We start from the raw sequence: 24,442 nt of genomic DNA on the forward strand, positions 1-24,442 counted from the left end.
GCCCGTCTCCTTTAGGCACTTGGGGCAAGTTTGACTTGTGCCTGCGGCGGGTACTTTCTGGAAGTATTTGCCCCGCTTAACACAACATTGAGAAAGGATATCTAGGAATTGACCCCACCCCGCATCTAGGCAGTGCTTAGCTAAGAAGCCTCTAGATGGTGCCTTGAGGTTGAGTTGTTCAGCAAATATCATGTCAGCCCAGTCACAAAGGTTATGGGCTAACTCCCAATGGTAGTTTTTTCGGGTGTTTGCTATCCGCTCATGTAGTCGTGCCACCTTCGCTTGTGCCTTGGCGCGATTGTTTGACCCAAACTGCTTATGAGCTACCTTTTTTTGCAGCGATTTAAGCTTGCTTTCTAGTTGCTTAAACGGTTTTGGATTGGGAAACGTTCGCCCATTAGATACGGCGGCAAAATGACTAATACCAACATCTATTCCTATTGATGTACCAGTCGGATTAACTTCCGGTACATCTACTTTCCATTGCAAAGTGAGCTGCACATACCAGCCAGATGCTCGCCCCACAACCCGCGCCTGTTTGATGGCTGCATCTTCAGGTATTGGGCGGGATTGATTGAACTTGACTAACCCAATTTTAGGTAGCTTGACATACTTCCCCTGAATGGGGACTTCCCCCATTGATGGAAATACGAATGACCGCATCTGACCCGCTTTCTTGTACCGTGGGAATCCCCGCCCATTCTTCCACATCCCCTCAAATGCTAACTGTAGCCGCTTCAGGGTTTGTTGTAGCACTTGTGAGTGTACCTGCTTTAGCTCAGGGATACTCTTTTTGGCTTGGGTTAGTGCTACTGCTTGGGAATTATAATTAGGTGCTTCTTTGTCTGCTGGTATGATGTATTCACTTTTGATCGAACAAGCGTTCACCGGACTTTTACGAGAATTAACCCAATCTTTGCGCTCAGTTAAAGCGTAGTTGTATACCCTACGGCATTGCTCTAACCACCCTTCAAAGATGGTTATTTGATCGCTAGTTGGTTTTAGCTTAAACTCGTAAATTAAGGTAAACATTTGCTCGACCCCGGCAATGCTTTCTAACATTATGATACACTATTACTTGGGCGTTGTCAGGATACATTAGACTCGCAACTAAAGTAGAGACGCGCCATGGCGCGTCTCTACGCTGAACGCTCTGCTCGGTTTCATCCCCTGGTTAAAACGCCGTCGTTTTCACCATCGCTATCCTATAATTCTTCCTGTAAAGGAAATACAGGACTCGTTAACGGATTTCCGTACAGTTCTGGGAAAATGACCGAACTTGCTTATACCATTTCTCTAACCCCCGCTTCCCAATACTGCTCGGTTAAGAAAAATTGTTTGTTGGGTAGAGCGCCAGCGTTACCCAACAAACCCAGTAAAACGTTGGGTAACGCTTACCTCAACCCAACCTACCTGCCCTTGTGATCAAGGCTTATCCGAGCCGTATTGCCCCGCTTCCCCTGTTCCCTGTTAAGCAGTTCTTCACGTTTGCCCTGGCAAATAGACTGTAAATAAGCTACCCCTACCCAACTCACTCTCGACTTCAATCCTACCCTGATGAGCTTCCACAATCCGACGAGATAGATATAATCCTAAGCCACTCCCCGATCGCTTGTGCTTTCCTTGGCGAAATCGCTTGAAGAGTGTGGGAAGATCCTCTGGACGAATACCTGTTCCAGTATCTTGAATGGAAATAGTCACCAAAGGGGGTTGACTATCTCCCGATTTTGTGGGATCATCTAAACCTAAATGAACTTCGACCGACCCTTTTTCGGTAAACTTGACCGCATTACCAATTAGATTAGTGAATACACGGCGGAGTTCGAGGCGATCGCCCATAACCCGACAATTGTCTGAATTAAATAAATTGGCGCACTCTCCTAGATTCATGCTTAAAGCTAATCCTTTTTCCTCGGCTAAGGGAGTTAGTTCTTGAACGACTTCCTCAACCATTTCCTGAGGATTTATCGAAACAAAAGTTAACTCTTTAGACCCAGCATCGTGGCGATAAACTTCCAACACCGTATTCACCATCTGGACTAAATGTTGGTTGCTTTGCTGGATAGAAATAATTGCTTCTACTGCTGAATCAGGAAGCTGTCCAAAGCTTCCCCGTTGCAATAAACTCAGCATCCGATCAGCGGCGACTAAGGGGGTTCGTAAATCGTGGGTGAGACGAGAGACGAAATCCTCTCGTTGACGTGCTAGTTGCACTTGTTCATCAATACTATGCTTAAGCCGCAGTAAAGATCGCACTCGTGCTAATAACTCACCCACATCTACCGGTTTGCGAATAAAATCATCCGCCCCAGCATCGAGCCCTTCAATCGCACTCGATTGTTCATAAGCGGTGATCAGCAAAATTGGGATAAAGGGCAAGCTGCTATTTTCACGAATCCGCCGAGTCACCTCATAGCCATCCATTTGTGGCATCATCACATCCAGTAAGATTAAATCAGGAGGTGATTTTTCGACCGTTGCTAGTGCTGAACGTCCATCTTCTACTAAATTGAGTTCATATCCTTCCGTTTCTAAGATGGTTTGCATCAGGAATAAATTATCTGGCGCATCATCAACCGCCAGAATCCGGTCTATTTTTGGCTGAGGTAGATTCATTTTTCATTTATCTATACTTGAAAAGCATCGTAACCCGAAAACGAAAAATATTAATTATACGCAGGTACTTTAATTTCTGTCAACTTCTCCGAATAAGAAGAAATACAACGCGGTAACTCGACGCGAAAAATTGATCCTTCTCCCACTTGACTTTCTACCGTAATATTGCCTTGCATCAGTTGAACTAAGGACTTGGTCATTGCCAATCCTAGACCGGTACCGGGGTATTGACGGGCTATGGTCTGATCCACTTGACGGAAGGCTTCAAAAATATAGTCTAATTCGGCTTGAGACAGACCAATTCCCGTATCCTCAACATCAATGACCACTCGTTGGGAATCAACCTCGTATACATTGATCCAGATCGACCCTGATTCTGTAAATTTAATCGCATTGATGAGTAGGTGTTTTAAGACCTTGTGTAAGCGAGAGCGATCGTTGATGATCGATGGATTATTGAGTTGGATTTTGCTGGATAAATCTAACCCTTTTTGAACTGCCAAGGGACGAACATCCTCTAGGGTTGAATTAACCACTTGAGCGATATTAAATTCTTCAGCTTTGAGTTCCAAAGCTCCGGCTTCAATTTGAGCAAAATCTAGTACTTCACTTAAGAGGGATAACAGATGTTTGCCATTTTTTAATATACATTGTATCATTTTTAATTGGGAAAGCGTTAGTGATCCATGGCGCTGGAGTAGGAGCATTTGGGCAAAGCCAATAATTATATTCATCGGCGTCCGCAATTCATGGGATGTCGTCGCGAGAAACTGCGATTTAAGTAAGGATAGTTCTTTTAGCTGTAAATTTTGACGTTGAATTTGTTGCCGTTGTTGGGCTAATTCTTGATTTTGACGGACTAGCTGTTCATTCGTCTGGCGCAACTGCTGATGAGCCAGTTCAACCTGCCGTTCAGCTTGGTAGATGCGAATGGCGTTTTGCAAAATCCGTCCTAAACTTGTCGGTGATACCTTATCCTGAGACAGGTAGTCTGACGCCCCAGCTTTCATCAGCGCCACCGCGACTTGTTCATTACCGTGAGCAGTGATTACCACTAAGGGAATCTTGACTCCAGCCTTTCGCAGATCCTGCACTAAGATTAATCCATCTTTGTCGGGTAGACAGTAATCTAGAAATACACAGTCAAATGTCTCATGGTCAATGAGAGCGATCGCACTCTTATAGTCACAGGCTTCAACACAATTAATTGACATACCTGTGGCATTCAAGGCTTGACCCACGGCTATGCGATCGACTTCCTCATCACTAATGATCAGAATATTGAACATTACTTTCATTAACCAGCAAAATTAAAGGTCTTTTTTGTCGCCAACGCCAACGCCAGAGCTAACTTGTTGCTAGGGGTAGTGACAACTCGTGGGCATAGAGCAATGGCTCTAGCGCACGACTCAGTTAGCCTGTATTGCCGCCCCTAGAAGGGGGTATGCACTGACATTGAAGACAGTCCAGCCTTTGTTCTAAATTGTATGCCTCCCCCTATCACTTTGGTCTCAGTCGTTAGGCATAATCATGAATTCGCTTTTTAGATAAAATTGAAGCGTCGGTACGTTCGTCCATGGGACTAGCAGGAGCAGTAGATCATATTGCTTAGTACTATCGGTAGATGCAAGTCTGCCCAGGATCTGCCATAGTATGGATTATCTTGATTGCCACGTCGCACGAGCAACCGGATGCTTAATCGATGCCGACAGTAACACTCAAGAACGCCAAGGCAGGAGTTTTCCTGATCTGACTTGGCTCCAGGGTGTTAGCGCCAGGGTGTCAGCGGATCAGGATTCCGAAGTGGGAGCTTGAACTGGGTATTCCCGCGAATTATGTTGATTGAATGATGAAAATTAGCCAAATCCGAGAGAATGCGTCCAATAGTCCCACATCTCTCAGTGACCAAGATCAAACCAATTTGAGTTCTGAAACATTGATGGTGAGTCCTATGCGTGTCGTCCTGATTGAAGACCATAACCTTACGCGGATGGGTTTACAAGCCGCTTTACAAGAACAGGATGGAATTGAAGTCGTCGGAGAAGCGGCGAATGCGACTCAAGGATTGAAGCTGCTAGACACCCTTAAACCCGATGTCGCTATTGTGGATATTGGTTTACCGGATATGGATGGCATTGATCTGACTCGCAAGTTCAAGAGTAATCCGGCGGATAGCCAAGAACCTGAAACAAAGATTCTGATCTTAACCATGCATGATAGTGAAGAGGCGGTACTGGCTGCTTTTGGGGCTGGAGCCGATTCCTATTGCATGAAGGATATTGAGATCGAACAGCTTGTAGAGGCATTAACCGTAACCCAGGAAGGAAACGCCTGGATTGATCCAGCGATTGCCAGTATTGTTTTGCGACAGGTAAAACGAGAGACATCATCTCAGGTAGAGGCGGCGAATCAAGAGCGAACTGTTAAGATTGATGCGGTAGGTCCAGAGTACGAACAAGTCATCGAAGCCTATCCCTTAACCGAACGGGAATTAGAGGTTCTCGAGCTAATTGTGGCAGGAGCGAGTAATGCCGCGATCGCAGAAAAACTCTATATTACAGTAGGCACAGTCAAAACCCATGTCCGCAATATCTTAAATAAGCTCTGCGTTGATGACCGAACCCAAGCCGCTGTCCATGCACTCCGTTCCGGATTAATTACGTGACATCCTCCTACACTGACCCTACGAGTACAGTGTAGGCTTCCTTAGTCGCAGTCTTACGATTGCGCTTCCGGCGTTTTATAGTTGGGAATATGCCCAGCCCAACTTTCTTGATATTAATCGCGGCATTCCAATCTCTGTCCAGCACGAACCCGCACAAACATTCATGAATTCGCACTGATAATTTTTTTTGTTCAACGCGATTACAACAAGAACATACTTGGCTTGTATTATGGGGTTTAATCTTCACCACCGACTTACCAGCTTTTACAGCTTTGTAAGTGAGAATTGAAATAAATTGACCCCAGCCAGCATCATTAATTGATTTGTTTAAACCTGATTTAGCGCTTTGTCTATTGGGTAAATATTTTCCATCTTCATCCTGTTTAGGTTTGTTTTTCCGGGATAAGTTTCCTGGCTTAATGTCCTCCACAAAGAACACTTTCTCGTCCCGGTTCACCAGTCGAGTTGCTGACTCATAATGGAATTGCTTCCGCTTCCGTTGCAATTTGGCGTGGTGTTTGGATATCTTTTTGGCTAGCTTCCGCCGTGATGCCGACTTATGCGGCTTTTTATCTTTGCGGTTAGCCAATTTTTTCAGCTTTGACTCAGACTTGCGGTAGTGTTGCTGTATTGGCTCAATCTCGCCGTCTGAGGCTGTCCAGAATTTTTCCAAGCCAACGTCCAAGCCCAAGGAATTCTCTTTTGTTGCCTCTATTTCTGGTGGCTTCAGGCTCGGTACGGACTTGTCCTCTAGGGTTAGGCTTATATACCAGCCATCAGCCTTGTGGGAAACCAACGCCGCTTTGATATTGAACCCTTCCGGGATGGGGCGATGATAGATAAGCTTAACCTGACCTATTTTAGGTAGGTTTACATAAGTAATATCTCGCCGTGTGTCGCCGTTTTCGCGCCGATGAGGATTAGCAGTAACGCTTAAACAATCCGGCTTTAACTGTGGAATTGAAAATGTCCGATACCGTCGTACCGACTTAAAGCGAGGCTTTCCACTTCGTCTCCCATTTAAATCACCTTTGATGAACCGATTAAACGTATCTTCTACCCGCTTAATTGCTTCCTGGATTACCTGGGAATGAACCCCTTCGTATAAGTCTTTGTCGGATTCCCTTGAGCAATGAGTAGCGCGTTTCTGGGAATAATAAGTTGGCGGGTCTTTGAGTTTGGGTAAATGAGTGATGAAAATCGGACAAGCATTGACTGGAGAGCGATTACCCTCCCACCAGTTAAACCGTTCTTCCAGCATTAGATTGTGTATCCGACATAACTTGTACAGCCATTCATTCAACTGATAAACCTGCTGCTTATTCGGTACAATTCGATACTGGTAGTTCAGCTTAAATGTGTCTTTACTTCGCTTCAATTTTGTCACTTCCCTGGCAGTCTATTATAACAATTACCAGCCAAATAATCAAGATAAATTGGAAATAAATTTCTAAGACTGGCGATTCATCCCACGCTCTAATCTCTGATTGAGCGTGGGATGAATCGCCAATTAAGCTAAATGTACGCGGTGTCAGATCATTACCGATACCTGATGCAGGGCGACCCGATAAGATTAAGGGGTAGGTGGTATTAATTTTGCGCGGCGGGTCGCCCCTGGGCGTGTTTGCCTCATCTAAACTCCACTTATAAGTTATAACTTATAATTAATAACTTATAACTTATAACTTTAAGAAGAGACTTTTTCCGCCTTAGGAGCTTTAACTACAGTTGGCAGGTAAAAGCTAAAACTAGAGCCAACACCAACCTCACTGTTAACCATAATATTACCTCCCATCATCTCACAGAAACGTTGGCAAATCGCTAATCCTAGACCCGTCCCTCCGTACTTTTTCGTGGTAGAACTATCGGCTTGCACAAAGGGCTGAAATATCTTGTCAATCTGCTCTGGAGTCATACCAATGCCAGTATCGGAGACAGTAAAGGCAACCAAATCTGAGCTTTGGTCATCATTCATGGTGTCGGGGATTGAAGAACTATCGATGGTTTCATGTGAAACGATAGATGATTCTCCATTCGCCAATAGCAGCACCTGAGCGTCCCGTTTGAATCCACCATTTTCTTCTCCTCGACTTTCACGAGTAACACTGAGTACAATCGTGCCGTTCTCCGTAAACTTGGCAGAGTTACTGAGTAAGTTTAACAGCAATTGCTTAACCTTAGTTCGGTCAGCGAGCATCGTACCCAGAGAAGTAGCGCAATGAACCTCTAGAGTATTATTCTTTTTCTTGATCAAGGTTTGAACAGTCTTCTGAACTTCAACAATTAAGGTATAAATATCGAAGCTTTCCAGGTAGAGACTCATCTTCCCGGCTTCAATTTTAGAAATGTCCAGAATATCGGTGATCAGATTCAAAAGATGGAGTCCAGAGTCGTAAATTTGCTGGAGATCCGGGACAAAATCGGCATACCCTAAATCCTCGGCATCCTCTCGGAGTAACTCACTTAAGCCGAGGATACCATTCAGGGGGGTCCTGAGTTCATGGCTCATACTGGCAAGAAATGCACTCTTCGCCCGGTTAGCCGCTTCCGCTTCCTCTTTTGCCTTTTGCAACTCAATTTGGGCTAATTTCTCTTGCGTAATATCCCGAACAATCGCTAACACTTCCCGTTCACCACTAACCACCAGCCGTGCTTCAAAATTCCGGCGCTGATCCTCCGCAAACAACTCATACTCGAAAATTTGGATATCTTGAGTCTTTAAGGTTCGCTCGACATAATCTAGACATAATTGAGCCACATCTTGGGGTAAAACATCAGAGACAGGTTGACCAATCCATGCTTGGGATGATTTTAAAAAAGAGTCCCCTCTGGGTGCTTTCAAATCCAGAAAGATACCCTCTTGACTAAAGCGAAACATTAAGTCGGGAATCGCATTGAGCAAAGCGCGATTTTTGGCTTCACTGTGCCGCAAATCTTCAGCACGCTGCTCCAAACTTTCGATTAGGTTTCGCAGTTGCTCGGTCATGCTGTTAAATGCACCGGCTAAAACCGCCAGTTCGTCATTGCTGTCAATGGCAATCTTCTGACTCAGATCCCCTTTCGCCAGACGCTGGGTGGCGGCGGTCATCTGCTTTAAGGGTTCGGTAATCGAACGGCTCAGCAGTAGTGCCACCAGGGTACCCACCATCGCCGCCGCCAGTCCCATGGCAATCCCTTCATTCCGCACCGCCGCCATCTTTGCCTTAAGCGGGGCTGTAGATAGCCCAACACTAACTGCCCCAAGCCGCTGACGTCCCAAAACGACTGCCTTACCCGCAAGGAGTTGGTCAGACTGCCATTTAAACACCGCTTCGGTACTTTCCACCAGCTCTTTGCCTAAGGGATCAGGTTTGACCCCATAGGCTAAAAGATTGCGGCTATAGGCATCCGCTAGCACCCGTCCATCTTTGTCATAAATCTGACCTGCCACTAAGATTTGATCCTCGCCCAACTCTTCCATGAGTTCCTTCATAAAGGACACATCGAGAAAGTAGAGCGAATCTCGGGTGGTGACGACTAGGGTGTCCAGCAATAAGTCAGCCTGTTGTTCGAGTTCGTCCCGAAAAGTTTCTTGCTGACGGCGTAGGGATAGCATAGTAACGCTAGCGACAGCCACAATGACTAATGTGGTCATCGCCAAGGTTATTTTGGTGGCTAGTGAACCTTTTTTTTGGTTGAATCTAGCCATTCCACGTATCGTCCTCCCCTTATTCCTATAAGCGTTGCTTCCTGGCTGGTACATCTAGGCAAACTGTCATTCAAAACAGCATCTGCCCCTTATTTTTTCTCAACCTGTTCATACAACTGGCGCATTTTATCGAGACTTGTTTCAACGGGAAACTCGTCAAACTTGGCAGTTTCCTCAAAGGTGGTGAGTACCTCCTTCCCTTCAGGGGTCTGATCCATTTCCATTAATACTGTCTTAATCTGTTGTACCAATTCCGGGTCCATTCCGGGTCGGACGATGACCAGATGGCGAGCGATTTTCTGGGTTTCAGCCAGAATTTTCAGCGCTTGGCGGCTTTCTGCGGGGATTTCTTCTAGGAATGAGTAATCCGCCGCACCCGCTGCGACTTCACCACTCAAGACCCATTGAATTGTATTCTCATCATCTCCACTGTATATATATCCCACTTCATCGGCGGCGACAGTTTCGTTTTTTGAGCCTTTTTCAACCATGTTCAAATCGTCGTCCAGTAGGGTATTCAGGGGTAAAAAATAACCGGAGGTTGAGACGGGTTCTTCAAAGGCGATCATTTTTCCCTTAAGATCGGCTAAGGAGTCAATGTCGCTCTCTGCCAAGGTAAAGATCACGCCATAGTATTCGCCTTTGCCGCTCTTCCAGCGGCGCAGGATGGGTGTGGCTCCTGATTTATCGCTGACAATCATGGCAGGGTAGGGACTGTCTACGTAGATATCGACTTCGCCTTCTTTGAGCATGCTTGCCATCGTATCTAAGTCGGGGGCAACTTTTACCTCACCCACACCAATGCCAAATTTTTCTAAACGGGCGGCTAAATAGTCTGCCATGGGTTGGAACTGCTCTATCTTGGCGGCGGCGTTTTTGTTCACGTCGGCAATGACAAGGGTTCCAGTCGCGGTGGATTGGGGTGCTGGCGTTGATGTGATGGTTGTCGTTGTCTCGTTTGCACCACAGCTCACGAGGGTGGTGAACAGACTCAGCAGGACAACGTCTTTCAAAAATTTTGGCAACATTTGTTTAACTCTCATTTGTAACAAATTGTCATTGATAACAGTGTGGTTGTTTTGCCTCAGCTTCTGTTGTCAGATGAGACGGGAAATGCTTCTCCAGTTTTCAGATATTGGGATACCTCTTTGTCTTTAAGATTATTTTGTCGGTTCTCTGGATACATATCAAATTTTGACAGATTTGTTCATAAAGATTCTGTTAATTTTTTTGGTCTTTTCTTTAAAGAGTTGATGAACAAGTCCTAAAACTCTTTCCTAATGGTTATTTATGTAAGACTATGCTAAATGAGTGCATAACTATAGTAGTTTAAGCTGCCTCGGAAAGCTAAGTTTTGTAAACAACTTGCTCCTTTAGCGCTAGGTGGGAAGCGTGAATGGGTTTTTCGGTGTTTGGCAAACAGTTGGTGTTCCTTTCGGTGCGATACATTAAGAAGTGTAAAAAATCAGCCGTTTTCACTCACATCATCGGCAACGTAACTTTACAAAGCGTAACTTTTTTGGGTAAATTCTACCCACCATCCTACTTATCCCTATCGACTGCATCCGAATCAGGAGGTTCATCACCCATGTCTCGGCGTCAAAATTTACCCATTCAAATGCCCAATATAGTTCAGTCAACCCTACAGTCAGCCGTCTTACTGAGTATGGTAGCGACACCAGCCGCCGCCGTTAATCTCAACCTGACACCCATCGGTTCCTTCTCCACAGGTATTTTCGCGGAAAACACAGCCGAACAAACGGCGTATGATCCGATCACTCAACGGCTGTTCGTGACCAGTTCCGGTCAAAAACAGATTGATATCCTTGATATTAGCAATCCGACGAATCCGTCGTCGTTTCTGGAACAACCCATCGACGTTTCTGGATTTGGGTCACCTAACAGCGTCAGCTATAGTAACGGTATATTTGCGGTCTCTGTCACCAATCAGATGCCGCAAAATCCCGGTAGTGTCTTGTTTTTTGACACAGAGGGGAATTTAAAAAATTCAGTTTCCGTTGGTTCAGTACCAGACTCGCTCGCCTTCACCCCAGATGGCACTAAGGTTATCGTGGCTAATGAGGGTGAATTGAGTGATGATTACCCAGATACTGATCCAGAGGGTTCGGTCAGTATCATTGACCTGAGAGATTTTAGCGTAACCACGGCTAACTTCGATAGTGTTTCTATACCGGACAATGTTCGCTTATTTGGACCCAACGCGAATAACCCGTCTCAAAATCTGGAACCCGAATTTGTTACGGTGTCCCAAGACTCCCAGAAAGCTTATGTCACCCTACAGGAGAATAATGCGATCGCGGTTGTTGATATCGCCAGTGGTCAGGTCGAAAAAGTGATCGGGCTGGGTTTTAAAGATTATAGCCTACCAGGAAATGCCTTAGACGCCAGCGATAAAGACGGTAAAATCAACATCACCAATTACAACAACCTGTTCGGGCTGTTCCAACCCGACGGGATTGCCTCCTATATAGTAAACGGTCAGACCTATCTGGTTACCGCTAATGAAGGCGACAGCCGCGCCTTTGAACAATTTAGTGAAGAGGTGAGGGTAAGCGACCTAATCCTTGACCCACAAGCGTTCCCCAATGCAGCAGAACTGCAAAAGGATGAAAATCTAGGTCGTTTAAAAGTCACCAATACCCTGGGTGATACAGACGGAGATGGGGACTTTGACGAACTCTACACCTTTGGTGGACGTTCTTTCTCAATTTGGGATACAGACGGGAATCTCATCTTTGACAGTGGGGATGCGTTTGAACGGATTACGGCGGAGTTTTTACCAGAATTCTTCAACTCTAACGATGAGATCAACAAATTTGATAACCGCAGTGACGATAAGGGTCCTGAACCTCAAGCCGTGACGATTGCTCAACTGTTTGGTCGCACCATTGCCTTTATTGGTTTGGAACGCATTGGTGGCATTATCAGTTATGACATCACTGATCCATTCAATCCCTTCTTCCTAGATTATGTCAACAACCGCGACTTCTCCGTTGATTTTAACCTAAACGAAAAAGGATACCCTGATCCGACAGCCGAACAGTTAGCCGCCGTCGGTGATTTGGGGCAGGAAGGGTTAGTGTTCATTTCGGCTAAAAACAGTCCCAACGGCAAACCCTTGGTGGTTACTGCCAATGAAACCAGTGGTACCGTGAGTGTCTTTGAAGTTGAAACCGTACCAGAACCCAGTTCTGTATTGGGTTTGTTACTGTTTAGTTCTTTCGGCTGGCTCGAACTGACTAAAAGGCAGACGCCAAACAACTCCTGCAGATGAGGAAATTGAAGGATTAATCTAGGAGTAGAGACGTAGCAGGGTACCTCTCTACTCCTTCGGATATCGATTAATTTCAATCAAAAGTACTAATTTAGACAAATTTAATTTATTTACTTGGGTAGAAGCGAAGCTTGAGAGTAAATTGATAAGCTAAACATAATAGTTCCATAGACACAATAAACATTAAGGAGAGAAGAGATTCTATGAATATTATTGCTTGGCTTGTATTAGGTCTAATTGCAGGCGCACTGGCTAAACTGATTTATCCGGGACACCAAGGTGGCGGAATCTTTGCCACCATTGGCTTAGGAATCCTCGGTGCTTTCGTGGGAGGATTTCTCGGTAAAGTCTTGTTAGGCTCTTCTAGCGCAGCAGCAGCAGCTTCAGGGGCTCTGAGTATTGGTAGTATTATCTTTGCCGTTCTCGGTGCCTTGCTGTTGATCTTCATCTGGGGTTTAGTCACTCAGAGATCAGCTTAGTGCAAAAAGGCAGATGGCATAGGGCAGAGGGCTTCCAGGAAAGGAGCCAGGATAGAAGGGAGGAGGAAATGATAACTGTTTAGTTCCGGTCAACAACTGTAAAATCGTTGTAATGCGAGCATCTCGCTCGCTACCCATTCCCAATTTAAATGCGTGACAGCTTATTCCTTGTTCCATGCCTATTTTTGGGCATTGTGGAATTTATCTTATTTATTTAAAGATTTGTTGTTTTGCCAAATCTGCCAGGTTGCGCCAACAGAAGCACCAACGCCTGCTAATAAACCCATTCCCATGCCTTCAACAGTGTTCATGAGTGGATCTTCCAACAAGCACTCGTCTGTCGGTGTGGCGACTCCTAAACACTGATTCAGTTCGGCTTGAGCCGCAGTACCTCCCAGGACGAGTCCTACAGCACTACAACTTACGACAAATACCCCAAGGCGATTAATTTTTCTATCCATAGATAGATACATTAGTTACTAATTTGCCCTATCCTAACCTACCCCAATGATTATTGGAAGCCCTTGGCGGCTTTCTTTTTCCGCTTACCTTTGGATTTGGATTTGTGAACCTCAGCGACAGCCGACTCAAAGAGATTGTGCAGATGCAGGGGAACGCTAGCAATTTCTGGGAGTTCGGGTTCTAGGGGTTTATGAAATTCCTGGTGCAGTGTTGACTCTAAATCTTGCTTAAGATTAAAATCTGGACGATCTAACAGGGTTTGTAATACCTTCTCCAGTTGAGTGGGATAGTCCTCGGCTAGCTGTTGCCAGATAAACAGGTTAATCTGAGGATCATTTAAGTATTTGTGGACTCGTTGTTCAGCATTAGGATAGGTTTGCCAGTCTTCAGACTCTAGCATCTCCTGGAATTTGGAGTAACTGGGGAGAAACATTTGACCCCAACGGGGATGAGAAAAAACCGTAACCTGTTCAGCATTGCGGATATCTTCTGGTAAATCCACCTTGGGTGTCATCATCGGGGATTTGGCAGCATTATCCAACATATTGGTCACTGCTGTAGCGTCTGCACCTGCTTCTACTGCTGCTGTTTTGATGTCCTCTTCATCTGTACCCGCATCTTGGATCATCTCTTTGAGAGATTTCGATGGATCAATCCCAGCCGCCGTTAGACGTTCCTGGGTCATTTTATCCCGCAGTTGAGCTAGTTTTTGATTAAGCTGGTATCCAGGGAGGGTGATGCGATCGCGTCCAAAAAAGTCTACAAATGCCTGATGATAGGTGGCGACAGACTCCCACGCTTGTTCTAATAGTTCGGGCGCGTCACGGTATAGGGCATTTTTGTAGTTGTGCTTGAATTCCCCAATGGCTACGGCTAGCTTCGGCTGACTTAAGCGCCCTTTGGAAATGATTGGACTAGAAATCATCCAGTAGGTATCGGTGACAGGGGCGAGGCGAGTGAGTAAGATGTCCCCAACCTTAAACCGCTGCATTTGGTCTATGGTGGTGGGATGAGTAGGTTTGACGGTGTAATGCTTATCCGTTAGCCAATTTTTCAGTTCAAAGCCATCGGGGAGGATGTGGGTGAGTTCAAACAAGCCGATAAAGCTACCTCGCCAGCGGTTCAGCAGCGTGCGATCGCTGGGTGTTAAACTGGGATGTTGTTCCAGGAACAGATCCAACGGTGTCTGATTTCCCACTTCACCCTCAGTTAAGAAGGTATCAATCACCAAGTTGCGCTGGTTGATATCGTAGGGTTCTCGCGTCAACTGATCAGCCGCATACTGTTCTAAGGCGACGGCTAACTCTCCGTCTGCTTCCAGTACGAAGTCAGTTAGGGCTTGTTTCAGGTCTTTGGCTTGCTCTAGAATTGCATCCACAGATGTGTAATCATCGCTCAACCCTACTAAAGTACAGCAATTAAGATTTAAATGCCTCTGTTATTGGGAATATACGCCACGTTTTAAAATTGATCCGTATCCAATATTTCCATTGAAACACCGTTAATGACTCATTCTACTGACATTGCCACATTAGCCCGTTGGATGGCGGCTGACTTTAGTAACCAACAACAAGCCTTTGACAATCCGCCCTTTTACGCCCACATCCGGGTGTTTATGCGTCCTCTCCCCTCGTCACTCCTAGATGGAGTCAGTTTATTTGTCGAACAAGCCTATGACTATCTTCTCAACGTCCCCTACCGCTTACGGGTGTTGAAATTAATGGTTGTTGGGGATCATATTGAAATTGAAAATTACACATTTAAAGAGCCAGAAAAATTTTACGGCGCTTCTCGTGATCTTAACCGCCTGCAAACCTTAACCGTTGACCAGCTAGAGAAACTTCCTGGCTGTAATATGATTGTGGAATGGACAGGGAAAAGCTTTCAAGGAAAAGTTGAACCGGGTAAAGCCTGTAAGGTTTTTCGCAAAGGCAAAGAAACGTATTTGGATAGCACGTTTGAAATTGACGAAAATCAGTTTATCAGTCTGGATCGGGGACGTGATCCTATAACCGATGAACATATTTGGGGTTCCATTGCTGGTCCGTTTTACTTTGTCCGGCGGGCGAGTTTTGCCGATGAGGTTAAGGTTTAAGGAATCGGTTAAAACTGAGGTTGAATATCGTTGATTTAAGAACCATTAAATAGAGGTAGGGACACGACAATGTCGTGTCCTTCTTATAGATGTCAGGTTGAACTGTATCATTTAGTTTCTGGAATTAGCTGATCGCAAATCCCTCGATTACGATAGAAAGTAGGGTCAAACAGGCGATCGCACCAGCCGATCTCAGTTTTTGCACCGTTTGATGAGCCACCCATCAAGAACCCAAAAATCACCCTCTCGGAGGATGCCATGACTGCCACCATTTCTCTTGTCATCACCACATATAATCGAGAACGTTACCTCGGTGCAGCCATTGACAGCATACTGGCACAAACTTGGGGGGATTTTGAGTTAATTGTATGGGATGATGGGTCAACGGATGGATCAGTTACGATTGCCCAAGACTATGCTAAACGCGATCAACGAGTCCGGGTAATCGCCGCTGAACATCTTGGACGAGTTGTTTCACTCCAACGTGCGATCGCGAAAACCACGGGTTCCTATATCGGTTGGGTGGATAGCGATGACTTCTTAGCCCCCACCGCGCTGGCGGAAACCGCCGCGATTCTGGATACTCAGCCAGATGTAGGGATGGTTTACACCGACTACTTAGACATTCATAAAAACGGTAAAGTCATTAGTTACGGACAACGCTGTCGTGTTCCCTATTCTAAACAACGACTGCTGACAAACTTTATGACGTTCCACTTCCGGTTAATTCGTCGCTCTGTTTTCGATAGAGTGGGTGGAATTGATCTCCAAGCTGAATATGCAGAAGATTACGATCTGTGTCTACGGTTGTCCGAAACGACAGAAATAGCCCATATTTCCCAACCTCTCTATTATTATCGCAGCAACCCCGACAGTCTTTCTTATCAGAATCGAGTACAACAAATTTCCCATTGTCATGCAGCCATGAGACGGGCGCTGCAACGGCGGGGATTGAGCGATCGCTGGGAGGTGGATTTACACACAAAAAGGACAGGCGCAACAATACAGGCGCGGTTCGCATTGAAACGCAAAACGCCGCTTCTATCCTCAACTTTAAAAATTGCTGGCTTATCTCTGGCAACTCTTTCAGGGGTGGCTATGATTGGGCAAAAAACAGTCCAAGCTCAATCGATTACACCCGCTAATGATAGCACGGGGACAATTGTCACGCCCGCAGGCAATCAAATCAACATCACAGGCGGTTCTCAATCAGCAGATGGCACAAATCTATTCCATAGTTTTGAAAGTTTTGGAGTTGACAATGATCAGATTGCTAACTTTATTTCTGAATTAACGATTAATAATATATTGGCAAAAATAATTGGCGGTGATCCCTCTATAATTAATGGGCTCATTCAAGTTACGGGAGGCAACTCTAACTTGTTTTTAATGAATCCGGCGGGAATGGTATTCGGAGCAAATTCCCAATTAAACGTGCCGGCATCCTTTACCGCAACCACAGCAACTGGCATTGGCTTTAATGGAAGCTGGTTTAACGCATTTGCCAGTAATGACTATACCAACCTAGTCGGAAATCCCAATGGTTTTCGGTTTGAAACCTTACAGCCAGGAAGTATCATTAATACGGGAGACTTAGCTGTACCAGCCGCCTCGAATCTTTCCCTAATTGGGGGAACAGTTCTGAGTACGGGTACGCTGACAACCCCAGAGGGAAATATCACTATAGCCTCAGTACCGGGAACCAGTCGATTACAAATTAATCAAGCTGGACAAATCCTGAGTTTACAAATTGAACCGCCGACAACTAACCAAGGGAATCCAACACCGATTACACCTCAGATGTTATCTCAACTCCTGACAGGTAACGGTGTAGATACTAATTCAGACGTGACAGTTACTCCGGAAGGACAAGTTCAACTCACCAATTCAGGTACTGAAGTCCAAACTGGTGATGTCGCCGTTAATCAAATCAATGCTGGAACAGCTACCCTTTCAGCCCAGCAAAATCTGACTCTCATCGAGAGCCAACTTAGAACAAGTGGGGATATGAATCTTCTCGCTAACAACACAGTCTTTGTGCGTGATAGTGTTGAGAATTATTTTATTGCCCAAGCTGGTGGGAATCTTTATATTCGAGGAAATCTGGGCATTGATATCTTAGCGCTGAATCATCTTTACCAGACTCCCTTTGTCAGTGGAGGAAACCTAACTTTAGTCAGCGATGGAATTATTTCTGGAGATGCTCACTTTGCTAGTGGTGGTAGTTTCTCAATTTTAAACCTGTTGGGTAATTCAGGGATATTTTTAAGTAAAAAAGACCCAATTATTAGTGCTCTTGGTGACGTAACCTTCGGTGATTACACGGGAGTTTCGCTAAAAATAGAAGCGACAGGTAGTATTTCTGGGGGAAATATTACGATTACAGATGCAGACTTTACGATCAGTGAGAGTGGAGATCCCGATAGTGATATATTAAGCAATCAACCTGCGCTGATTTTACGAGCAGGTTTGGATACATTGGATAATCCGGCAAATGTTCCTATAGATGCGGGAGAAACTTCTTTTGATTCATCAGGAGAACCATCGTCCCCTGGCAATGTAACGGTTGGCGATATTGCGGTTGGTATATTTGATTTTGGTGAAGGAGTTGACCATTATGGTGGTCCAGTCATTATCGAAGCGAGTGGAAATATTACCACAGGTGCGATTGATTCCTTTAATGATGGCTCTAGTGAGTTAGACGCGGGAAGTGTCACTTTAGAGGCTGGCGGAAATATCGAAACTGGAAATATTAATGCCTCTGGTTTTTTTATTAATGGTGGTAATGTCGAGTTGCGAGCTGATGGCACGATAAAAACAGGTGCAATTAATTCCTCGACGGAGGGGTTTGATGATACTTCAGGTTCTGTCATCTTAGAGGCTGGTGAAACTATTGAGTTTACCACTATAGATACTTCTGCGATTGGTCAAGATGCTGGAGATGCAACGGCTGGAAATGTAAGCATTATCGCTAATGGAGTTATCCAAGGAACGGGATTACTGGAGGACAAAACTACAACTATCCTAACTTGGGCAAGTAGTCCATTTGGTGGGACTACCCAAAATGGTTCTGTTAAAATCCAGCATGATGGCGGCTCAGAGAATGTACCCTTTGTTGTTGGTAGTTTAACGACTAACGGTTTAGCTGGCAGTATTGATACTGGTGGCGAGAATTCTTTATCTTCCGGCTCATTTCCCGTTCTCCCAGAAGGCGGTGATGCAGAGGGGACACCCAACGGTATTACTATCACGTCTGTTAATAGCTCACCCGATTTAACGCTAAATCCCACCCTACCTGACACAGAAGAAAATCAGCCGATTACTTTTACTTTTGACGATTTACAGGCAACTCTAGAAGATGAGAATGGTGATACGAGTTTGTCAATTGTTATTGATCAAATTAATGCCGGTATTTTGACAAAAAATGGTGTCATCCTACAAACTGGAGACACAATTGAGGCAGGAGATACATTGGTATACACCCCGCCAACCGATGAGATAGGCGACATTCCAGCCTTTACCATTGTAGGGAGCGATCGCGTGTCCTTCTCTGAACCGCAACAGGTTAGTATTAACGTTGTTGAACCACCACCGCCACCACCACCGCAAGAGGAGGTCATCGAAATTTCACCGACTGCCCTAATACAAAATGAAGTAGAAGAGGAGATCGCATCGTTCTCACTTGTCCAACCCATCGCATCCAATCGCTTAAGCACTCCCATCAAAAGCGAGGCAGAAGCGCGTCAAATTTTAAATGAAATTGAACAAGCAACTGGGGCAAAACCTGCACTTATTTACGTCAGCTTTGCTCCTACCGAAATTTCAGAAAACACAAACTATACAGGATTAGAAACAAATAATACCGAGGCATTTGATACCTACTTTAATCGCTCCGGACCCCATGTTACGATTACCCCTCAAGATAGTGATCAACTAGAACTGCTGATCATCTCCGCCAAGGAACCTCCGGTGCGGCGACGCATAGCTGGAGTAACCCGTGGGAAAGTCTTAGAAGTCGCTCAAGAATTTCGCCGCAACGTGACTAGCGTAACCATTCCCCGTGACTATCTCACCCCCTCTAAACAGCTTTATCAATGGCTAGTTGCTCCCCTAGAAGAAAATTTACAAGCCCAAGAGATTGATAACCTCGCTTTCGTCATGGATGGGGGATTACGCTCTTTACCTGTCGCGGCGCTCCATGATGGTGAAGGATTTCTCGTCGAACGCTACAGCGTTGGCTTAATGCCCAGTCTATCGCTCACTGATACTCGTTATGTGGATATCCGAAATGTTAGTGTCCTCGCCATGGGTGCTGATACATTCCAGGAGCTGAACCCGTTACCTGCTGTACCCTTAGAATTAGCCGCGATCGCAGGTTCTTTGTGGCAAGGTAAAGCATTTCTCAACGAAGCCTTTACTTTAGAAAATCTCCAGCAAATCCGCTCATCCCAACCCTTTGGAATTGTCCACCTAGCCACTCACGGCGAATTTCAATCGGGTCAACCCTCTAACTCCTATATCCAGTTATGGAACCAAAAACTCAGATTAGATCAATTAGGGAAACTCGGATTAAACAATCCCCCCACAGAACTGTTGGTACTCAGCGCTTGTCGCACCGCCTTAGGCGATAGAGAAGCCGAATTAGGGTTTGCTGGATTAGCCATACAAGCCGGAGTCAAGTCCGCCTTAGGCAGTCTCTGGTATGTTAGTGATGCAGGTACTCTAGGATTCATGACCAGCTTTTATGACCATTTGCAACAAGCCCCGATTAAAGCCGAAGCCCTGCGGCAAACTCAACTTGCTATGCTTAAAGGTGAAATACGGTTAGAGGAAAAACAGCTAATTGCTGGGGATTTGCGGATTCCATTAAACCCAAAACTCGCCAAATTAGGAGATCAAGACTTTACCCATCCTTACTACTGGAGTGCTTTAACCCTGGTGGGTAGCCCTTGGTAGATACATCGGTCAAGCAACTGAGTTAAGTACAAAAATTTATCCCTCATCCTTTGCGGTTGGCTGACTGACTGGATCAATGCTAAGACTGATAAGGATACATAGTTCTCGGTCAAATTGCCCAGACCAATCTCTAAGTGTGTAGGGTAGCAGAAGTTTTCCTGTAGGGGCGGGTTTTACCAATAAGGTTGGGCAAAAAACCGATAACTTGACTAAACCCGCCCCTCTCACGGAAGCAGAGGAATAATTTTGACTGGGGGGTATTTTGCGCCAAGCTGCACGAGTAAACTTGTGCCAAAACTCGATCCATAAATACGGTAGACTGACAAAAAAACATGGGCAGAAAAATTGTCGGAATGATTAGTAGTTATCATGGACTTAATCAAGCGGACTGGCTATGGCAACAAACGCCAAACCCTTGTGGAATCTGGGACAAAATTCAAATGCTCTCCCAAGCCTCTGAGCCTGATTTTCTGCTGATGTACCAATATTCGTTTCCCCAACCTCGCCCTAAACTGCCGTGGTGGAAAGGTTTACGCCAAAAAAAGAGTTCAAAACCTGATGTAGCCTCCCAGTTACGCAACGTTCCCAAAGAGCGGATAATCTACTTATTACGAGAACCGCCCCTGGAAAAAGTTGTTCAAACTAATCGGGCAAATTATGAAGCCGCGAAAAATTATTGTGGTTACATTTCAGGTCCGGATGATTTTGCCCCAACGCCTGATTATATGCCCGCGATTTGGTATCACGCTAATTCTTTCCGAGAATTAAATGAAATGATACCACCGGAAAAAATACATACTTGTAGTTGGATCACCTCAGGAATCGATCGCACCGCCGAACATCGTAGACGTTTAGCGTTCTTAAAATCATTACGGGAGAGTGGATTTGAGTTTGACCTCTATGGGCGCGGATTACCCGACTGGGCGCAGGCAAAGGGTAGCTTGAAAAACAAATGGCATGGCATGGCACCTTACTACTATAATCTCGCGATCGAAAACTATGCCGGGAATGATTGGTATGTCAGCGAAAAACTCTGGGATGCTCTACTCGCCTGGTGTTTACCCATCTACTATGGGGGTTCAGCGGCGGATAAATTACTGCCACCCGGAAGCTTTTTGCGGCTCCCTAGCTTAGATGAGCAGGGCATCGCTTATATTAAAGAAGTAACCTCAACCCCAGATGCTTGGTATGAAGCCAAGGACGCGATCGCACAAGCCAGACAAATCATCCTACATAAACTCAACCTCCTGAACTGGTTATCTGATTTTGTCGCTAAATTTGATTAAACACCATGGACGGAATTTGTACCCTAGCCAGTGACCCAGTTTACGACCAACTGGTTGCCTTACTCAACAGTATTGAGGCAATTGTCGGGTCACAAATGCCTGTCTGTGTCTATCCATACAACGACAACACAACAAAAATTGCGGCTGAAATTGCCCGTCGCCCCAACGTCCAACTCTATGATAATGTTGAGTCCATCCAGCGCTGGGATCAGTTTGCTCAAAAGGCTTGGGATAGTCATCCCACAGCCCACCAACGTTGGCGTCAAATTGGCAGTAGCGGTTATCATCGATTTGGCACCCATCGGCGTTACTGTGCCTTTGATAGACCCTTTGATCGCTTCCTCTACATGGATGCGGATACATTGCTGATGTCGCCTGTCGAGTTTATCTTTGCTAAACTTCAGGACAATGACTGTGTGGTTTATGATTTTCAGCACAAAGATTTAACTCATGTATATAACATTGATTCGCCCAAGCTAACGCAAGTATTCCCCCCCGAAAGACTAAAAACAGAAATCTTTTGTTCTGGTTTTTATGCGTCGAAACAAAATCTATTTGATCAAGAACGACGAAACTGGATTATTGAGCAACTCGAAGCCGGAGATGCCGAAGTTCTTTACCCCATGGCACCGGATCAAACTCTCCTCAACTACATGATGATGCGACCGAATTTATCGATCTATAATTTTGCTTTAGAGTTACCCAAGGACAAAAGAACGGGATGCTGTGTAACATCAGCCCACTTTCAAGAAAAGGAAAATATTCTTTATGACAAAGGCAATCGACTCACCTACATGCACTACATTGGGGTTTCTTCCCAATTAATCGCTAAAGTTTGTGCTGGGGAAAACTTTGATTTTCCTTATCGAGATTTGTTTTTACATTATCGCTATCTTCATGAACCAGAGAAAAAGCCGCAATTGACGACTCAACCCAAACCTTATAATCAACCCCCTAGTTTATCTCAGCGAATCTTGAAGAAGTTGAAATTATCTTAACTAAACTCCAAAATTCATATAACTAAAGAAAATGACCAAAAATCGCGGCATTTATATTACAGCAAATGACAAGGTAATCGAACAGGCGATCGCGCTGCTCAAAAGTATCCGCTTCCATGATCCTGATACGCCGATTTGCTTAATTCCTTATGATGATAAATATCAAACCATTGCTAAAATATTAAAAGAATCCTATCAGGTAGAAATATATCAAGATTTAGACTTTATCGAACGTCTTTCTAATCAGTTATACGAAATATTTGGCAAAGGATTTTTTGCTCGCCCAAATCAATTCCGCAAACAAGCTTGTTGGTTTGGTGCTTTTGAGAAATTTATTTATATCGATACGGATATTGTTGTCTTTGATAAAATCATAGAGACAACCGACTACTTAGATAAGTATGATTTTATTTGCTATGACTATCAACATAGCGGTGGAATCAAAAATGTATTTACGCCAAAAGTCTTAGAAGACGGTGTATTTAGCGAAAATGATATTCAGGATATGTTTAATGGCGGGTTTTGGGGAGCCAAGAAAAATACGATATCTGAGGAAACGCTATATCAAACATTCACGGAATGTGCTTCTCATCCGGAATACTTTGACTTTTCCCAAAAAACCTCAGATCAACCCATCATCAACTATATGATATTAAAGCATGTTCCCCAGCGGTTTAATATCGTGCGCCGCCCCGGTGGTGCGCCAGGAAGTTGGGCGGGTAGTAAGCATTTTCAAGTTCAAGATCATCACCTGATTGATCCGAATGTAAATCAGCCCCTAGACTATTTACACTGGGCAGGGATTCGCATCCAACCCGGTTGTCCCTATTGGGATATCTGGAAATATTATCGTTATCTTGGTGAATCCATACCCGATGATGAATTTTTACAGATCCAGAAACAGCCAAATCTGTGGCAACGGATTCAAAAGAAAATTAGCCGTAACATCATGTCCTGACGATTACCCATAATTATCGCCATGTTGCCAAAACAAGGTTTTAGGGGTTTTTCTTAAGGGTATTTCACTGAAATAATAGAGTATTTATACCAGCCAATGGGAGCAGTTTAATCCAGTAAGTTCCTGTAGTTGAACAATGTCATGCCGATAAATCTCAATCAGTTTCCGTCTCACTTCCTCTGATAATAGTGGCACGGGCATTTCAGTCTTTTGAGCAACGAAGCGTTTGATCTGTGGGAATATTGGCGTAAGAAAAAACTTCAAATAAGGTTTAATGTTACTGTTCGCACGAATAACTTCCACAACATTCAAGATGATGCCTTGACGACTAAGTTTACTTTTGTGATAACGACGATTGGCACTCAGATCAAAATTGGGATTTACACCAATAAAACTTAAAATCTCTTTAAGAAAATCAGTTTTTTTAGTTGCCAAATCATCATAAAGCATTAATTTAATTTGTCCTCTATCAAACAATTCAAAATAGGTTTTAAGATATTTATAGTAGTACCCGGGTTGCAACAACTCTTTTGATTCTAAAATACTTAACTGAATGCTTTCTATATTGTCTTTTGTTACCATTTTCTCATTGAAAAGAGCGTGAGAGTAAGCCCTTTCAACAGGATTACGAAGTACCGCAATAAGCTTAACGTTGGGGAATAAGCGCTTAATTCTTGCCGGAATTCCTTCTCCATGAAGATATACGCTAGAAACTTCGCCTAACGCAATTTCGCTGCGGGCATCTTCGTATTGAGCGAGATATTCACCTGCATCATCAAGAGAACTGATATGGCGTTTGGCTAAAATATCCGTACCCTTGTTTGGAATTAAATATACCTCTGGATGCCGTTGCAGGTAGTAATGGAGAGATGTTGTGGCAGCTTTATGGGCTCCTATGACTAGAAATGTTGGATGTTTTGTGGGAGGTTTTATCATATTTTAAC

At 44.6% G+C, this 24,442-nt stretch carries 20 protein-coding genes; 10 read left to right on the forward strand and 10 right to left on the reverse strand.

The window, feature by feature from the left end; all coding sequences use genetic code 11:
- Positions 1–1,032, reverse strand: a 1,032-nt coding sequence (locus RLO19_RS17845; RefSeq protein WP_446358590.1) for an RNA-guided endonuclease InsQ/TnpB family protein, incomplete at its 3' end; no start/stop codon positions are given.
- 96 nt (positions 1,033–1,128) lie between these two features.
- Between RLO19_RS17845 and RLO19_RS17850 the strand changes: the two genes are divergently transcribed.
- The gene (locus tag RLO19_RS17850; protein ID WP_446358534.1) at positions 1,129–1,425 is read left to right on the forward strand and encodes a hypothetical protein; all 297 of its coding nucleotides are present in this window, start codon (positions 1,129–1,131) and stop codon (positions 1,423–1,425) included.
- Positions 1,426–1,482: 57 nt separating this feature from the next.
- Here RLO19_RS17850 and RLO19_RS17855 read toward each other — a convergent pair whose 3' ends face one another.
- Entirely contained in the window at positions 1,483–2,616 is a 1,134-nt protein-coding gene (locus tag RLO19_RS17855; RefSeq protein ID WP_446358535.1) for a sensor histidine kinase, read from the reverse strand.
- Positions 2,617–2,666: 50 nt separating this feature from the next.
- The gene (locus RLO19_RS17860) at positions 2,667–3,905 is read right to left on the reverse strand and encodes an ATP-binding protein (protein ID WP_446358537.1); all 1,239 of its coding nucleotides are present in this window, start codon (positions 3,903–3,905) and stop codon (positions 2,667–2,669) included.
- A gap of 364 nt (positions 3,906–4,269) precedes the next feature.
- On the opposite strand from RLO19_RS17860, the gene RLO19_RS17865 reads away from it, so the two are divergent.
- Together RLO19_RS17865 and RLO19_RS17870 are read left to right on the forward strand one after the other, a co-directional pair.
- The gene (locus RLO19_RS17865) at positions 4,270–4,431 is read left to right on the forward strand and encodes a hypothetical protein (protein ID WP_446358539.1); all 162 of its coding nucleotides are present in this window, start codon (positions 4,270–4,272) and stop codon (positions 4,429–4,431) included.
- A gap of 124 nt (positions 4,432–4,555) precedes the next feature.
- Entirely contained in the window at positions 4,556–5,281 is a 726-nt protein-coding gene (locus tag RLO19_RS17870; protein WP_446358592.1) for a response regulator, read from the forward strand.
- A gap of 7 nt (positions 5,282–5,288) precedes the next feature.
- Here RLO19_RS17870 and RLO19_RS17875 read toward each other — a convergent pair whose 3' ends face one another.
- From RLO19_RS17875 to RLO19_RS17885, 3 genes are all read right to left on the reverse strand, one after another.
- Positions 5,289–6,659 (reverse strand): RNA-guided endonuclease InsQ/TnpB family protein, encoded by a 1,371-nt coding sequence (locus tag RLO19_RS17875; RefSeq protein WP_446358541.1) that lies wholly within the window; start codon positions 6,657–6,659, stop codon positions 5,289–5,291.
- Between the two features lie 309 nt (positions 6,660–6,968).
- Positions 6,969–8,969 carry an ATP-binding protein gene (locus RLO19_RS17880; protein WP_446358543.1) on the reverse strand — a complete coding sequence of 667 codons (2,001 nt, stop codon included), beginning with the start codon at positions 8,967–8,969 and terminating at the stop codon, positions 6,969–6,971.
- 89 nt (positions 8,970–9,058) lie between these two features.
- Complete coding sequence (locus RLO19_RS17885; protein ID WP_446358545.1) at positions 9,059–9,997, reverse strand: phosphate/phosphite/phosphonate ABC transporter substrate-binding protein; 939 nt, start codon at positions 9,995–9,997, stop codon at positions 9,059–9,061.
- 590 nt (positions 9,998–10,587) lie between these two features.
- Here RLO19_RS17885 and RLO19_RS17890 point away from each other — a divergent pair.
- Both RLO19_RS17890 and RLO19_RS17895 read left to right on the forward strand, forming a co-directional pair.
- A complete protein-coding gene (locus RLO19_RS17890) occupies positions 10,588–12,264 on the forward strand; it encodes a choice-of-anchor I family protein (protein ID WP_446358594.1) in 1,677 nt (558 codons plus the stop codon).
- A 203-nt stretch (positions 12,265–12,467) separates the two neighbouring features.
- Positions 12,468–12,743 (forward strand): GlsB/YeaQ/YmgE family stress response membrane protein, encoded by a 276-nt coding sequence (locus RLO19_RS17895; RefSeq protein WP_446358547.1) that lies wholly within the window; start codon positions 12,468–12,470, stop codon positions 12,741–12,743.
- A 206-nt stretch (positions 12,744–12,949) separates the two neighbouring features.
- Here RLO19_RS17895 and RLO19_RS17900 read toward each other — a convergent pair whose 3' ends face one another.
- Positions 12,950–13,204 carry a hypothetical protein gene (locus RLO19_RS17900; RefSeq protein ID WP_446358549.1) on the reverse strand — a complete coding sequence of 85 codons (255 nt, stop codon included), beginning with the start codon at positions 13,202–13,204 and terminating at the stop codon, positions 12,950–12,952.
- 50 nt (positions 13,205–13,254) lie between these two features.
- Positions 13,255–14,583, reverse strand: a complete 1,329-nt coding sequence (locus tag RLO19_RS17905) for a hypothetical protein (protein ID WP_446358551.1) — start codon at positions 14,581–14,583, stop codon at positions 13,255–13,257.
- A 126-nt stretch (positions 14,584–14,709) separates the two neighbouring features.
- Between RLO19_RS17905 and RLO19_RS17910 the strand changes: the two genes are divergently transcribed.
- Positions 14,710–15,300 (forward strand): CpcT/CpeT family chromophore lyase, encoded by a 591-nt coding sequence (locus tag RLO19_RS17910; protein ID WP_446358553.1) that lies wholly within the window; start codon positions 14,710–14,712, stop codon positions 15,298–15,300.
- 107 nt (positions 15,301–15,407) lie between these two features.
- On the opposite strand, the gene RLO19_RS17915 is transcribed toward RLO19_RS17910, so the two are convergent.
- On the reverse strand, positions 15,408–15,560 hold the full coding sequence (locus RLO19_RS17915; protein WP_446358555.1) for a hypothetical protein: 153 nt from the start codon (positions 15,558–15,560) through the stop codon (positions 15,408–15,410).
- Here RLO19_RS17915 and RLO19_RS17920 point away from each other — a divergent pair.
- From RLO19_RS17920 to RLO19_RS17935, 4 genes are all read left to right on the forward strand, one after another.
- On the forward strand, positions 15,559–20,256 hold the full coding sequence (locus RLO19_RS17920; RefSeq protein ID WP_446358557.1) for a CHAT domain-containing protein: 4,698 nt from the start codon (positions 15,559–15,561) through the stop codon (positions 20,254–20,256). The genes RLO19_RS17915 and RLO19_RS17920 overlap by 2 nt on opposite strands.
- 332 nt (positions 20,257–20,588) lie before the next feature.
- The gene (locus tag RLO19_RS17925) at positions 20,589–21,542 is read left to right on the forward strand and encodes a glycosyltransferase family 10 domain-containing protein (RefSeq protein WP_446358559.1); all 954 of its coding nucleotides are present in this window, start codon (positions 20,589–20,591) and stop codon (positions 21,540–21,542) included.
- A 5-nt stretch (positions 21,543–21,547) separates the two neighbouring features.
- Complete coding sequence (locus RLO19_RS17930) at positions 21,548–22,540, forward strand: Npun_R2821/Npun_R2822 family protein (RefSeq protein WP_446358561.1); 993 nt, start codon at positions 21,548–21,550, stop codon at positions 22,538–22,540.
- Positions 22,541–22,571: 31 nt separating this feature from the next.
- Entirely contained in the window at positions 22,572–23,498 is a 927-nt protein-coding gene (locus RLO19_RS17935) for an Npun_R2821/Npun_R2822 family protein (RefSeq protein WP_446358563.1), read from the forward strand.
- Between the two features lie 84 nt (positions 23,499–23,582).
- Here RLO19_RS17935 and RLO19_RS17940 read toward each other — a convergent pair whose 3' ends face one another.
- Entirely contained in the window at positions 23,583–24,434 is an 852-nt protein-coding gene (locus RLO19_RS17940) for a sulfotransferase domain-containing protein (protein ID WP_446358564.1), read from the reverse strand.
- Positions 24,435–24,442 lie beyond the last annotated feature (8 nt).

The organism is Coleofasciculus sp. G2-EDA-02 (genome assembly GCF_040226375.1).
Lineage (GTDB): Bacteria > Cyanobacteriota > Cyanobacteriia > Cyanobacteriales > Coleofasciculaceae > Coleofasciculus.